This window comes from Pseudomonas sp. H3_E04 (assembly GCF_054668915.1).
In genome coordinates this window covers 4,281,093-4,294,704 of record NZ_CP162797.1, presented here as the reverse complement: position 1 = coordinate 4,294,704, position 13,612 = coordinate 4,281,093, and the positions used below count along the sequence as shown (strand labels likewise).

Sequence of the window (13,612 nt, the reverse complement as noted above, 5' to 3'; positions counted from 1 at the left end):
TCCTTAAAGGGCTTTACGAAACTGGATGAAACCCGGACGTTCGGCAATGCGCTGGTAGAGCTGGATCGCCGTCGCGTTGGTTTCGTGGGTCAGCCAGTGGACTTTGCAGCAACCATCGGCCTTGGCGGTAGCGTAGACATGCTCGATCAACAGCCGACCGACACCTGTGCCACGGGACTCGGGCACCACCAGCAGATCCTGCAGATAGCAGGAGTTTTCAATGCTCCAGTTCGAGCGATGATAGATGTAATGCACCATGCCCAACGCTTTGCCCTCGGCCCAGGCGAGGGCGGCGTGAGTCGGCTCGTTCGGATCGAGAAAGCGCTGCCAGGTGCTCTGGGTCACGGCGTCTGGCAGCTCGGTGTTGTAAAAGCGCAGGTAGGCCTGCCACAGCGGCAGCCAGGCGGCATGGTCGTTGGCGCTGACCGGGCGAATGTCGATCTGGGTCATGCGGGTTTCCTTAGCGCATCAATTGGGCGAGGGTTTGATCGTTGGCGTCGGGGCTGGCGGCGAGGCCTTCGCGTACCCCGGCAATGTCAGCGGCGCTGCGGTTCTGGCTGAGCTTGCGTTTGCCTTCGAGGCGGTCGATGGGAATGGCGAAACCGACGATGGCTTTGAGCATGCCGTCGATGTAATCGGCAGGTGCATCTTCGACCGACCATGGCTGGGCGCGGCCCGCTTCGTGACGGTCAGTGAGGGTGCTGACGATGTCGAGCAGGCGCCCGCCATCGCTAAAGGTTTCGGCATGGCCGTAGGCGTGCACGGCGATGTAGTTCCAGGTCGGCACGACTTTGCCGTGTTCGGCTTTGCTCGGGTAGAAGCTCGGGCTGACGTAGGCGTCTGGTCCGGCGAAGATCAGCATCGCCTCGGCGCCGTCACGCAGGTCCTTCCACTGCGGATTGGCTTTGGCCAGATGGCCGTAGAGCGTGCCGTGCTCACCCTGTTCGCGATGCAACAGCACCGGCACGTGGCTGGCCTGCAGGCCGCTCTCACCGTGGCTGACCAGAATGGCCAGGCGAGTGGCAAGAATCAGCTCGTGCAGCTGGGACAAGTCTTCGATGGCAAAGGCGCGTGGCGTGTACATGGACAGATTTTCCTTGGCGAATGCCTGCATCCTAGGCAGGCTATTGGTCTGTTGTAAGAGCCATTGCTGAGCCATTTCATAGGTCCATTCGCTATGCCTGATCTGCCACCCTTGTCGATGCCTTTCAATCCGGCCGGAATCGAGCTTGATCGCCGTCAGGGTCTGAGCCGCCAGCTCTATCAGGCGTTGCGCCAGCGGGTGCTTGACGGGCGCCTCGTTAGCGGCACGCGATTGCCGGCCAGCCGTGACCTGGCGTCGGCGCTGGGCATTTCCCGCAACAGCGTGGTGCGCGCATATGATCAGTTGTACGCCGAGGGCTTTATCGAAGGGCGCGTTGGCGACGGTACTTACGTGGCGCAATTGGTGCAGGCGTCCACGCCGAAGAAAAAACTATCCACAAATCCATCCACAGGCTTGTCAACAGGCTTACCCACAGCCTTATCCACAAATTGGCTGGATTTACCTGTGAATCCATCCAGCAAAGTTATCCACAGCGACGGATTTTCCCGCATCGAAAAGCACCATCTGGCCCGACCGCCGAGCGGTCCGCCGCGTGCTTTTCGGGTGGGCGTGCCGGCGTTCGACCTGTTCCCGTTCGAGGTGTGGGCCAAGCTGAACGCGGCGTTCTGGCGCAAACCGGATCTGCAGCAACTGTGTTACGGCGATCCGGCCGGTGATGCGCGACTGCGCGGCATGATCGCTGCGTATTTGCGCAGTTCACGCGGCATGCAGTGCACGGCTGAGCAAATTGTGATCACCAGTGGCGCGCAGCAGGGCATCAGCCTTTGTGCACAGCTGCTGGTCGAGCCTGGGGACGGCGTGGCGATCGAGAACCCGGGCTATCGCGCCGCCGGACATGCCTTCGCTGTGGCGGGGGCCAAATTGCACGGCGTGGCGGTAGACGGCGACGGCATCGATTGCGGTGCCATGGCTCAGCTCAGTGACTGCCGGGTGGCGTACGTCACGCCGTCTCATCAGTACCCGACCGGTGTGGTGATGAGTCTGGCCCGGCGTCTGGAATTGCTCGCCTGGGCCGAGCGTGTCGGCGGCTGGATCGTCGAGGATGACTACGACGGCGAGTACCGCTACACCGGCGCACCGCTGGCGCCGTTGGCCGCACTTGATCGTCAGGGGCGTGTGCTCTACGTCGGCACGTTCGGCAAAGTGGCGTTCCCGGCGCTGCGCCTTGGTTATCTGGTGCTGCCACCCGCGCTGGTCGACGCGTTCGCGCAACGCCGCGCCGTCGATGTGCGGCATTCGGAGGTCGGCACGCAAGCGGTGATGGCCGAGTTCATGGCCGCCGGGCATTTCCAGCGGCATATCCGCCGCATGCGCCGGGCTGCGCTGAGCCGGCGCAACTGCTTGCTCGAAGGTTGGCCGACGGCGATCGCCGGTGTCGGTCAATTGCCCGCGGTGTCCGCCGGGCTGCACCTGACCGTGGCTGTGGACAGCGTGGAGCGTGAGCAACAATTGATCGCCCAGGCCGCTGATGTCGATGTCGAAATCAACGGCCTGAGCAGTTACTGGTTGCCGGACTCGACTACACCCATGGCCCGCCGCGCCGGCCTGGTGCTGGGTTTTGCCGCTGTGCCGGAGGCTGCGATCACAGCGGCACTGGCGCGCTTGCGACAGGCTTGGGGAGGTTGAAGAACAACGCCTCGGCCGAGCGACTGGAAATTTCGCTGCGATGGATTTCAATCAGTTGCTGGTTGCTTGGCTGGCTGGGCTCGTAGGCACCGCCCATTCGCTGTTGGGCGACGGTTTTCATATGCCCGCGAACGAACGATGGATCATGCGCCTCGGCGCTGCTGTAGTGAAAATGGGCATAGCACAGGACCTTGTCATTGTGGGCATCACGAATCCGGTACTCGTCGAGGAAATCATGCTGACGGCGACGGATCGGCCGTCGGGTCACGGTTTTGTCGATGATTATTTCTCCCTTTTCCTTGAGCCATTGCATGCCCGCCGCCGTGGGTAATTGCTGTTTGACCAAGCGAATGCGCGTGCTGGTGCCTTTTTCTTCCAGGTTTTTCGCTGCTTTGTCGAGCGCGTGATTAAGCGTTTCGGAGGGTTCATGCTGGCCCGCGGTGAGGTTCCTGGCGGTCAGTGCTTCGTCGATCGCCGCAATGGCCTTGCGTAAGAGTGCGGCATGCTGGTGGTATTCCTCCTCGACCTCCACCGGGATCCGCGCGCCGCGTTTGAGGCGCGCTTCGATGCGCCGATGAAATGCCGCCAGGCCATCGATCAGCGCCTGGCCCTCGCGAACACTGTGTTTCAAGTCGACGGGAGAGGCTGGCGTCGGCGCAGGCGGCGTACGCTGTTCGACCCAGACACCGGGCGACTCTTCGTGGAATGTGGCAATGACGCCCGTCAGATGAGTGCGTACTTCCATCAGTTCGGTAGTGTCATCGCCGACGCTTTTCTTGCGTTCGCCGACCACGGTGCCCCTTGATCGTGTCTGGATGATCTGTCGATTAGAGGCAGACGCGGAGGGCGTTGACGGACCGGCCTGCGGCGCGAGCAGATGCCGGAAGCGCAGCAGTTCGGCGAGTCGGCTGTCGGCGGCGGCTTTGAATGCAATCACCCGCGTTTGTACATGTTTAAGTCGCTCTGTGTGGAGCTGGCCGGAGTATTCGCTGGCCAGATCGCTGAAGCGTTTGTCCACGGAATCGAACTGCTGCGCGACGTTGCTCAAGGCGTCGATGCGTCCACGCAAGTCGCCCAGGCTTTCATCGGCGCTCAAGTCCAGCGAGCTCTGGATATTCAGCGCAGCGTCTTCGATGAGATCGGCCAGCGCCTGTTGCGCGCTGGCATGGTTCGCGGTGTCGCCAGGCTTGATACATATTCTCTCGGCGAGGCTGATTTGCAGCACTTTAAGGTCATCCAGCTGGTAAGCCGGCAGCGCGTCCCGATACACGCGCATTGCCTCCACGGCGTCTTTTCCCAACAGCTTCATTTCTTCGAAGCAGGCTTGTGCCGCCTCCATTTTCTCGATGATGCTTTGAGTGACGTCATTCAGGCTGACGGCCGCCAGACCGAATGCCTCTGAATCGGCGCTGGCCCCCTCCGCGATCATCATCTGCATGCCCTCGACGCTCTGTTGGAATTGCGAGGAGTGCTCACTGAGCCACTCCTGGCCCAGAAACAATTGCATCTGCAAGCGTTCGGTCATGACCGTGCGGTAATTGGGAATGGTCTGGTTGAGATTCAACTCCTTGATCTGCTGAATGTTCGCTGCGTACTCCTTGTGCTGGGCATCGAGTGTGGCGAGGTACTGAGTGCGCGCCTGTGACTGCGCCGGCGGCAGAGCATCGCTCAAGGCATCACGGTCCGCGTTCAGACGTATCTCCTTGGCATGCATGGTGTTATCGAACTCGGCGATCTTTTCGGTCAACGCTTTGGCGGCGGCCTGCCTGCTGTCCCGGGATTTTTTCAGTGCCGAATCCAGGCCTCCGCCGCGCAGACGCAGGCGCATATCGATCACCCACTCGCCCCTGGCGGAATAGGCCACTGTCGGACCGATGCGGCGGGGTTGCTGGCGCGAGTCGATAATCTGCACGTTACCGTGTTCATTGCGCATCACCTCGAACCAGCGCTGGCCGACCTCCACGTACCAAGTGTCGCCGTGCGGGTGCAAGCCTCGGTGCATGCCGTCGCTGGCGGCCTCGCCAAGATCTTTCGGTCGGCCACGCTTGAAGCTGTCGAGGACCTTGGCCAGCGCCAGCGGCGAGCGTTTCAATGCAGTGACGATATCGATGGTCGTCGCGTGGGGGCCGACCAGTTCGGCACTGGTGGCATCGGGCAGTTGCAGCGCTTTGCGTACCTTGCCGGCCGGCTCAAGGGGCGCCATATCCTTTTCGAGCTGTGCAAACGATTCACCCGCTGATGCCTCGCCGACTGCCGCGCGATGCGCAAGGACCATACCCAGAGCCAGGAGGATGTCGGCAATCGCCGTCCACGCAACCTTGCCCGACTGCTGGTTGGCAACGTCGGTGACTTCCTGCAGATCGTCCATGATTTGCCAGATCCATGCCGCCGTGCCGACGCTGCGTCCCAGGAACGGCAGGGCGGCATTGAATATCAGCCAGCCGCCCTGTTTCAGGGTGGCCCAGCGTGCCTCGGCGTTGGACACCGATTGCCGGTCGGCCTGGGTCAGCAGGGCCTGCACGTTGCGTTCATGAAGTGTCTCCAGCACGTCACCGGTCAGTACTTGTGTTCCCAACGCTACGGGGCCGGACATGTCGAGCGCCGTCGTCGGATTGACCAGCATCTGCGGAATTGTCCATATCGATGGCAGCCTGGCGGTAAAGACAAACTGGCTGTAATTGAAACGTACGTCATCGGGCAGCCACGCCAGCACCGAGTCGCGTAAATGTCGCGAATGCTCGATCGCGTAGAGGAGGTTGGCGTGTCCGGGAAATTGCATCAACGGCATCTCGAACAGTGGACGGTACAGCAGGCAGGGGCCTTTGTTCGCTTCGCGCGGGCCGATGACGTACATGTTGGCGACGCTGTCGGCTGCGGCGCTGCTGCGGTGCGCGACGAAAGCCAGCGGGCGGATCACGATTTCCTCGCCATCGACGTATCGTTCAGCGGCGGTGGCCGCCAGCGCCGCTGCAACGTAGCGATAACCCGAATCATCAATGCCTGCTCGACCCTGGATCTTGTCTTGCAACGCCAGCAAGGGCAGCTCGATGCGTAGCTGGCTTGTGTATAGCTTTTTCAGCGCCGCCGCCTGATCGGCGTCGTCTATCAGGCGTGCCTTCAGGTGCGCCGGATAGGTCCGGCCGATATCCACCGTGCTGACCAGTTTTTCCAGATACGCCACGGTCATCCAGTCAGGGACTGCGCTGGCATCCTTATAACTCACGGTCTTGTTGCCCAATGGCAGTCCGGCGAGGTTCTGCAGGGCCAGTTCCGTCAAGGTCAGGGTCTTGGTGCTGGTGTTGCCGGGCAATACGAACGTTCCCCAGACCACCAGGCTGGTGATGGTGATCACAATGTCATCGAGCTTGATGTCCTTGGCATTCGGCTGGTCCTTCAACATCTGTTGCATCAAGGCGTCGCGGGTATACGCGCGCAGGTCAACGACCTCGCTCTGGAACGATTTGCCGTTGTGTTCATGCTGAACCGTGGTCAGGTCCAGGAGGTGCCGGCTGTAGCGGGCCTGATCGACGGACGGCGCAGCATTGAGCCACTGCGGCAGCATCGGTCGCAGTCGTTCGAAATGTGCCTCAAGACGTGGGGTCGGTCGGGCCGTTTTGCCGGAAGTCCCTGTGTGCGGATAGACAGGGTTGAGCGGCTTGTCAGCAAAAAAGTTGATTTTGCCCAGGGCATCGGCCTCAAGCGAAATCAAAGTGCAGGCCTGATGGTCGAAAAAGTCGCCCTGCGGTTCGACCAGCCGCCACTTGAGGCCCGGATCTGCGGCAGTTGCGCCGAAGCGTCGCTGCAGATCCTCGCCAAACGCTTGCAGCGAGTCGAAGTGCTGGTAACCCCGGGTGACCGCGTGAGTGAGAACCACGCTGCGTTTTGCAACCGTGCCAATGATGACCGCCATGTCCAGCAAGGCCAGGTGATCGGGCTGTGACGTGCCTTCCCGGTCGAGGTCGATCAGACACGCCCGTGTATTGTATTGGTCAGCGGTCATACGTTGTTGCTTGTCGGGCTGCCGGAAAACCGCTTCGGCGACGGCGGTTTGAGCGTTATCCCAGCCAAGGCTGGCATCGGCTCTCCATAAATTGCGTAACGCTTGCGACAACTGCTGCCAGCGCGGCTGCCCGGGGTAGGTGAACTCATCCCAGTAGGTGACGTGCTGGTCCTGGTAGGCGATGAACAACAGGGGGGCGAGCTCGTTGAGCAGCAGACCGATCGCCTCGATTTTCACCGGCAACTGCACGGGAGCCGGCCAGGCAGGTTGCTGGGTCAGATAATGCTCACCGTCCAGGTAGGTTACGGTTTTTCCGGTCATGCCGAGGCGTACCAGCGCATCCGTCAGCGTTTCAACGTTGGGCCGGCCGGCGAAGACCTGATCGTTGTCTATCTCCCAGGTCGGCTCTACGACCATGGCCAGTTGCGGATCGATCTCAAGGTCGGGGTACAGCGTCTTCAGTGCCGGGGCCAGGGTTTTCGCGGCGACTTCATGGAGTGAGGGGCCGGTGACCAGTTGGGTCACGATATCGACGGCACTGGGTGTGGGGAGTTCGGGCATCGGTGATTCCTGCTCTGTCGGGCGCCGGAAGCCGGCGGATCAGGGCAAGTTAAAAGGCGCCACTATCGCCCGTGCGGTACATAAATCTTCCAGGCAAAAAAAGACCCGCGTGTGCGGGTCCCGGATGCGCTGTGGGAATCAGGTTCCGGATTTGATTTTGCTCCAGGCCCGCGTCCGCGCGCGTTCGGCATCGCGAGGCAGCGGTTGCAAGGTGTAGAGCGTGTTCATGGCCGCGTCGGTCGGGTACAGGTTCGAGTTGTTGCGAATGGCGGGATCGACCAGGCCGGTAGCGTCCTTGTTCGGGTTGGGGTAGCCGACAAAATCGCTGACCGGTGCGATCACCGCCGGTTGCAGCAGATAGTTGATGAAGGTGTAAGCGTCCTCGGTGTTCTTCGCACCTTTGGGAATCGCGAGCATATCGAACCAGATCGGCGCCCCTTCTTTTGGCAAGCGCATGTCTACTACCACACCATTCTTCGCCTCCTTGGCGCGGTTGGCCGCTTGCGAGAAGCTGCCGGAATAACCGACGGCCACGCAAATGTCGCCGTTGGCGATGTCGGCCATGTATTTGGAGGAATGGAAGTAGGTCACGTAAGGGCGGATCTTCATCAGCAGCGCTTCGGCCCTGGCGTAATCCGCCGGCTTCTTGCTGTTGGGGTCGAGGCCGAGGTGTTGCAGAGCCAGCGGCAGAATCTCCGATGGCGAATCGAGCAGGGCGACGCCGCACTGCTTGAGCTTGCTGATGTTCTCTTGCTTGAAGATCAGGTCCCAACTGTCCACCGGCGCGTTGTCGCCCAGCGCTGCCTTGATCTTGTCTGGGTTGAAGCCGATCAGGATGGTGCCGTACATGTACGGCACGGCAAATTTGTTACCCGGGTCATTGGCCTCGATCAGCTTCATCAGTTTCGGATCGAGGTGATTCCAGTTCGGCAGCTTGCTGCGATCCAGCGGCTGGAATACTCCGGCCTCGATCTGTTTGGCGAGGAACACGTTTGACGGCACTACCACGTCATAGCCTGAGTTGCCGGTGAGCAGCTTGGCCTCGAGTGCTTCGTTTGTGTCGAAGATGTCGTAGATCAGCTTGGTCTGGCTGTTCTGTGCCTTGAAGTCGTCCAGCGCCTTGGGCGTGATGTAGTCGAACCAGTTATAAACGCGCAGCGTGCGTTCTTCAGCTTGGGCGCCAGCGCTGAGCAGGGCCGCGCACAGTGCCGAGGCGATCAATCGCTTGTTCATTGTTCAAAACCTTCCAGCACGTTCACTGCGTTGATGCCGATCTCTTCAACGGCGTAGCCACCTTCCATGACGAACAGGGTCGGCTTGCCAAGGGCGGCGATGCGCTTGCCCATGGCCAGGTAATCCGGGCTGTCGAGTTTGAACTGCGAGATCGGGTCGTCTTTGAACGTATCGACGCCGAGGGAGACGACAACGATGTCCGCGCCGTAGCGATCAATCTCGTCGCAGGCCTGATCCAGCGCTGCACTCCAGACATCCCAGCCGGAACCGGCCGGCAGCGGATAGTTGAAATTGAACCCTTCACCGGCGCCTTCGCCACGCTCGTCGTCATAGCCGAGGAAGAACGGAAACTCCGCTTCCGGGTGACCGTGGATCGAAGTGAACAGAACGTCGCTGCGTTCATAGAAAATCGACTGGGTACCGTTGCCGTGGTGGTAATCGACGTCGAGGATCGCGACTTTCTGGTGCCCCTGGTCGAGGAACGCTTGCGCTGCAATGGCGGCGTTATTGAGGTAGCAATAACCGCCCATCAAATCGCTGGCGGCGTGATGTCCCGGCGGACGGCACAGGGCGAAGGCCGCGCGGGCGCCACGCTGGATTTCTGCTTGTGCGGTCAGGGCCACTTGCGCTGCGCTATAGGCCGCTTGCCACGTACCGGCGGTAATTGGTGCGCCGCCATCGAAGCTGTAATAACCGAGCTGGCCGTGCAGGCTGGTCGGTTTGATCGCACGCAGCGTGCGCGCCGGCCAGGTGTAGGGCAGCAAGTCGCCGTCGGTGTTGAACTCGGTCCAGCGATCCCACGCACCTTTGAAAAATTCCAGATAGTCACGGCTGTGAATGCGCGCGATCGGTTCCAGACCGAAATCCTTGGGCGCTTCGACGGCACCGAGGCTTTGCTTCTGCACGCGTTGCAGTACGTGGTCGGCACGCGACGGCATCTCGAAGCACGGCTTGAGCTGGCCATCGATGAGTTCGCAGCGGCCATGGTGCAGGTGGTGATCGTCTGAGTAGATCGTCAGCATTTGTTGTTCTCCGCAAGGCTGATTCGGTGGGTTTCAGTGTTGCGGCGCCGGGCGAATCGGAAAACGTTGCGAGCGGCCAAAAGGGGATCGATATGGCCAAAACCTCTGACCGCAATTCGCCCCTCACAATCAAAGATCGCCGCCTTCGACAGCTCCTGCACCGATCCCTGCAGGAGCTGCCGAAGGCTGCGATCTTTTGGTCTTCAGGATCTGAACTGACTTGGCGCCACGCCGCTCCAGCGCACAAACGCATGGCGAAAACTCGCGGTCTCGCTGAAGCCCAGCGTCTCGGCGATCCGATAAATCGGCAATTGATCCTCACACAACATCTGCTTGGCCCGCTCGAAGCGCAGTTCATCGAGCAGTTCCTGATAGCTGCTGCCCATGTCTTTCAAATGTCGGCGCAAGGTACGCGGTGAGCACTTCATCTGCTGCGCCAACCCCTCCAGGCCCGGCGCGGCGTTCAGTTGCGCGCTGAGCAACTGCCGAATCCGTCCCAGCCAGGCCTGACGTCCGGTGAACTCCAGATTCTGCTTGCGGCAACGTTCGGCCATGGCCTGATGGGTGATCGCGTCGGCCAGCGGCAGCGGCTGATCGAGCCAGTGGCGGTCGAAGGCGAAGGCGTTGTCCTTGGCCGAAAAATGCAGCGGCGAGTTGAAGGGTTCAGCGTAGCTGGCGCGGTAGTCCGGTGCGGCATGTTCGAAGCGTGTGGCGCGCAGTGGCAAGGAATGGCCGAGCAAGTCGTCGCAGATGACTTTCAGCGACACCAGACAGAATTCGGCATTGAACACCGCCATGGCCGGGCTTTCGCGATAGTCGGCGGCGACGAACCAGACCTGCTCGCCATCGTCTTCCAGGCTCAGTTCGAACAATGTGCCCAACAGCGCCGGATAACGGATCGCCAGCCGCAAAGCGTCACCGAAGGTGGCACAGGTCAGCAGGGCGTAACCGAGCATGCCGTAACAGGACACGTGCATGCGTCGGCCCAACTCAAGGCCGATGTCACGTTTGAGCGCCACTGCATTGGTGCAGACCTGCATCTCCTGATGGGTGGTGATCCGCGTATCGGCGCGCTGCAGATCCGCCGCCACGATGCCGCTGCCAGCCAGCAACGCCTCGCTCGACAGGCCTTCGGCCTTGAAGGTGTTGAGAATCAGTGAGACCGCGTTGAGGGTGGTGAGGTGGGAGTGGAGCATGGGATCTTCCAGCCTGAGGGTGGCTGGAACGCAGCAATTTATATGCCGTACAAAAATCCCTTGTGGGAGCGAGCCTGCTCGCCAAAGCGGTTTGTCAGCCACACGAATGCCGAATGTGTCATGGCTTTCGCGAGCAGGCTCGCTCCCACAGGGGGATTTGCGTTGTGACAGATCAGATCAGCTCGCCACACAAATCCAGCTCGATCAGCCGTCGCACTTCAGCCGTTTCCAGCCCCGCACCCAGCAACCCATGCAGCTTGCCGAACGCCGCTTCTCGCGTCATGCCGCCACCGGACAATACGCCAACACCCCGCAAGCGGCTGCCAGCCTCGTAGACATCCAGCTCAACCCCGCCTTCATGGCATTGCGTCACTGCAACCACGACTACGCCGTTATCCCGTGCGCGGCCAAGGCTGGCGAGGAACTTTGGATTGTCGCTCGGCCCGGTACCGCTGCCGTAGCATTCCAGCACGAGGCCTTGAATGCCGCTGTCGAGAAGACCGTCGAGGACTTCGGCGCTGATGCCGGGGAACAGCGGCAACACCGCGACTTTGGCCAGTTGCTTGGGCTGGCTGTAGCTCAAACTGGCTGGAATCGATGGCGCTTTCACACCACCGCCCTGACGCTCCAGGCGTTTGAACGGATGGCGGCCGAAGCTGCGCACTTTCGCGCAGCGGGTCGGCGCCAGCAGTTCGCCGTGGAAGTACAGGTGCACGCCCGGCGCCAGGCCTTGGCCGAGAGCGACCAGCGCGCCGCCGAGGTTTTCCCAGGCATCGCTGTCGGTCACGCCCGCCGGCAACATCGAGCCGGTGAAACATACGCGCGCGTGCAGCCCGAGCAATTGAAAACTCATCGCCGCCGCGCTGTACGCCAGCGTGTCGGTGCCGTGCAGGATCAGCACGCTGTCGCAGCCTTGCACATCGACGGCATCGACCACCGCTTCGCGCAGTTGCTGCCAATAGGTCGGGGTCATGTTGGCGCTGTCGATCAGCGGCGACATTTCCCGAAACTGCCACTGCGGCACTACCAGCTCAGGCTGGCTGTGCAGATAGTCGCGCATCCGCGCTTCGAAGCCGGACGCCGGGGCCAGACCGTTGGCGCTGGCCTGCATGCCGATGGTGCCACCGGTGTAGAGCACCATGATGTGTTGGGCGGCGGGATAGGTCGACGAGCTCATAGGATTCTCCGAAACGATGAGGGCCCTGTGGGAGCGAGCTTGCTCGCGAATGCGGTGTGTCATTCAACAATGATGTTGGCTGAAAGTCCGTCATCGCGAGCAGGCTCGCTCCTACAGGTTATTGCATCACAATAACTGACGGGCGCAGGGGATGCGCCCGTCATTCACCTGTCAGCGTTGCGCTGCAGGTACGCCTTGCGGCGCAGCTTCAGTCTGGCCCGCCGCTGCTGGCGGGTTGACCGGCCAGGCGTTGCGATCCAGATCCAGATCGGCGAATTTGCTCGAGTCGAAAACTGGCTGTTTGACGCCGGCGCGACGCTGCTCATCGTAGTCGCGCATCACCCGCAGGCCGACCTTGAACAGCATGGCCAGGGCCACGAGGTTGACGAAAGCCAGACAGGTCATGGTGATGTCGGCGAAGGCGAATACCGTCGTCAGGTCCTGCATCGAACCCCACACCACCAGCGCCAGCACCAGGCCGCGGAACAGCATCAGCAGGGCGCGGTTGCGGCTGAGGAACTGCAAGCTGTTCTCGCCCAGGTAGTAGTTGTAGAGGATGCAGGTGAAGACGAACAGCGATAGCGCGACGCTGACGAACATGCGACCCCAGTCACCGACTACGGCAGCCAGCGAGTTCTGGGTCAGGACGATGCCGTCACCTTCGAAGCCCGGGGTGTAGAAGCCCGACAGCAGAATCAGCAGCGCGGTGCAGGTGCAGATCACGAAGGTGTCGAGGAACACGCTGAAAGCCTGAACCACGCCCTGCGCGCCCGGATGCTTGACGGCGGCCACAGCGGCGACGTTCGGCGCACTGCCCAGGCCCGCTTCGTTGGCGAACACGCCACGCTTCACGCCCATGACAATGGCGCTACCGAGCAGGCCAGCAAACGCCGGGTCGAGGCCGAAGGCGCTCTTGAAGATGGTTTCCAGCATGGCTGGTACGTGTTCGATCTGGGTGCCGATCACGTACAGGGTCACGCCGATGTAGGCCAGGGTCTTGATCGGTACCAGCAGGTCGGAGACCGAAGCGATGCGCTTGATCCCGCCGATAAAGGTGATGGCCAGCAGCACCGCGAGGACGATACCGGTGTGTTGTGGGTTGAAGTCAAAGGCGTTCTGCAGCGAGTGGGTCACGGTGTAGGACTGCAGACCGATGAAGGCGAAGCCGTAGGTGACCAGCAGCAGAACGGAGAACACTATCGCCATGCCCTTGAGCTTGAGCCCGTGCTGGATGTAGTAGGCCGGGCCGCCACGGTACAGACCGTCGCCATCGGCGCGCTTGTAGACCTGGGCCAGGGTGCACTCGAAGAAGCTGCTGGACATGCCGACCAGTGCGGTCACCCACATCCAGAACACCGCACCCGGACCACCGAGGGTCACGGCGATGCCGACACCGGCAATGTTGCCTGCACCGACGCGGCCGGCGAGGCTGAGCATCAAGGCCTGGAACGAGCTGAGTTGCCCGGCGCTGCCTTTGAGGCTGTCGCGGAACACCGCGAACATGTGGAAGAAATGACGCAGTTGAACGAAACGCGAGCGAATCGTGAAGTAGCTACCGAGCCCGACAATGAGCACGATCAGTACTTTCCCTGAGAGGAAGTCGTTGATGACTTCGAGCATGGATTTTTCCTCGCTGTTTTTTGTGGGTGCAAATGCTGGATCGGAGAAACATCGTGTTACACCGGCGTGCAC

Annotated in this window: 9 protein-coding genes; 1 reads left to right on the top strand and 8 read right to left on the bottom strand. The window is 61.3% G+C overall.

The features are described 5' to 3' along the window. Nucleotides 1–3: 3 nt before the first annotated feature. Together AB4N53_RS19490 and AB4N53_RS19485 are read right to left on the bottom strand one after the other, a co-directional pair. Nucleotides 4–450, bottom strand: a complete 447-nt coding sequence (locus tag AB4N53_RS19490) for an N-acetyltransferase family protein (protein ID WP_460122414.1) — start codon at nucleotides 448–450, stop codon at nucleotides 4–6. A 10-nt stretch (nucleotides 451–460) separates the two neighbouring features. Then, complete coding sequence (locus tag AB4N53_RS19485) at nucleotides 461–1,084, bottom strand: FMN-binding negative transcriptional regulator (protein WP_460122412.1); 624 nt, start codon at nucleotides 1,082–1,084, stop codon at nucleotides 461–463. Nucleotides 1,085–1,177: 93 nt separating this feature from the next. Between AB4N53_RS19485 and pdxR the strand changes: the two genes are divergently transcribed. After that, nucleotides 1,178–2,731, top strand: a complete 1,554-nt coding sequence (gene pdxR, locus AB4N53_RS19480) for a MocR-like pyridoxine biosynthesis transcription factor PdxR (RefSeq protein ID WP_460122410.1) — start codon at nucleotides 1,178–1,180, stop codon at nucleotides 2,729–2,731. Here the strand turns inward: pdxR and AB4N53_RS19475 are convergent. From AB4N53_RS19475 to AB4N53_RS19450, 6 genes are all read right to left on the bottom strand, one after another. Then, entirely contained in the window at nucleotides 2,688–7,292 is a 4,605-nt protein-coding gene (locus AB4N53_RS19475) for a dermonecrotic toxin domain-containing protein (RefSeq protein ID WP_460122408.1), read from the bottom strand. The genes pdxR and AB4N53_RS19475 overlap by 44 nt on opposite strands. Nucleotides 7,293–7,430: 138 nt before the next feature. Beyond that, entirely contained in the window at nucleotides 7,431–8,525 is a 1,095-nt protein-coding gene (locus AB4N53_RS19470) for a polyamine ABC transporter substrate-binding protein (RefSeq protein ID WP_460122406.1), read from the bottom strand. Beyond that, nucleotides 8,522–9,547 carry a histone deacetylase family protein gene (locus AB4N53_RS19465; RefSeq protein WP_460122404.1) on the bottom strand — a complete coding sequence of 342 codons (1,026 nt, stop codon included), beginning with the start codon at nucleotides 9,545–9,547 and terminating at the stop codon, nucleotides 8,522–8,524. The genes AB4N53_RS19470 and AB4N53_RS19465 overlap by 4 nt, the downstream gene beginning before the upstream one ends. Nucleotides 9,548–9,750: 203 nt before the next feature. Then, nucleotides 9,751–10,743: an AraC family transcriptional regulator gene (locus AB4N53_RS19460; protein WP_460122402.1), complete on the bottom strand. Its 993-nt coding sequence runs from the start codon at nucleotides 10,741–10,743 to the stop codon at nucleotides 9,751–9,753. 172 nt (nucleotides 10,744–10,915) lie between these two features. After that, on the bottom strand, nucleotides 10,916–11,920 hold the full coding sequence (locus AB4N53_RS19455; protein ID WP_460122400.1) for an asparaginase: 1,005 nt from the start codon (nucleotides 11,918–11,920) through the stop codon (nucleotides 10,916–10,918). A gap of 171 nt (nucleotides 11,921–12,091) precedes the next feature. Next, nucleotides 12,092–13,540 carry an alanine/glycine:cation symporter family protein gene (locus AB4N53_RS19450; RefSeq protein ID WP_434767165.1) on the bottom strand — a complete coding sequence of 483 codons (1,449 nt, stop codon included), beginning with the start codon at nucleotides 13,538–13,540 and terminating at the stop codon, nucleotides 12,092–12,094. Nucleotides 13,541–13,612 lie beyond the last annotated feature (72 nt).

Coding starts and splice junctions, on each gene's coding strand:
- AB4N53_RS19485 (WP_460122412.1), bottom strand. CDS start 1,084: ATGTACACGCCACGCGCCTTTGCCATCGAAGACTTGTCCCAGCTGCAC.
- AB4N53_RS19460 (WP_460122402.1), bottom strand. CDS start 10,743: ATGCTCCACTCCCACCTCACCACCCTCAACGCGGTCTCACTGATTCTC.
- AB4N53_RS19450 (WP_434767165.1), bottom strand. CDS start 13,540: ATGCTCGAAGTCATCAACGACTTCCTCTCAGGGAAAGTACTGATCGTG.
- AB4N53_RS19465 (WP_460122404.1), bottom strand. CDS start 9,547: ATGCTGACGATCTACTCAGACGATCACCACCTGCACCATGGCCGCTGC.
- AB4N53_RS19490 (WP_460122414.1), bottom strand. CDS start 450: ATGACCCAGATCGACATTCGCCCGGTCAGCGCCAACGACCATGCCGCC.
- AB4N53_RS19470 (WP_460122406.1), bottom strand. CDS start 8,525: ATGAACAAGCGATTGATCGCCTCGGCACTGTGCGCGGCCCTGCTCAGC.
- pdxR (WP_460122410.1), top strand. CDS start 1,178: ATGCCTGATCTGCCACCCTTGTCGATGCCTTTCAATCCGGCCGGAATC.
- AB4N53_RS19475 (WP_460122408.1), bottom strand. CDS start 7,292: ATGCCCGAACTCCCCACACCCAGTGCCGTCGATATCGTGACCCAACTG.
- AB4N53_RS19455 (WP_460122400.1), bottom strand. CDS start 11,920: ATGAGCTCGTCGACCTATCCCGCCGCCCAACACATCATGGTGCTCTAC.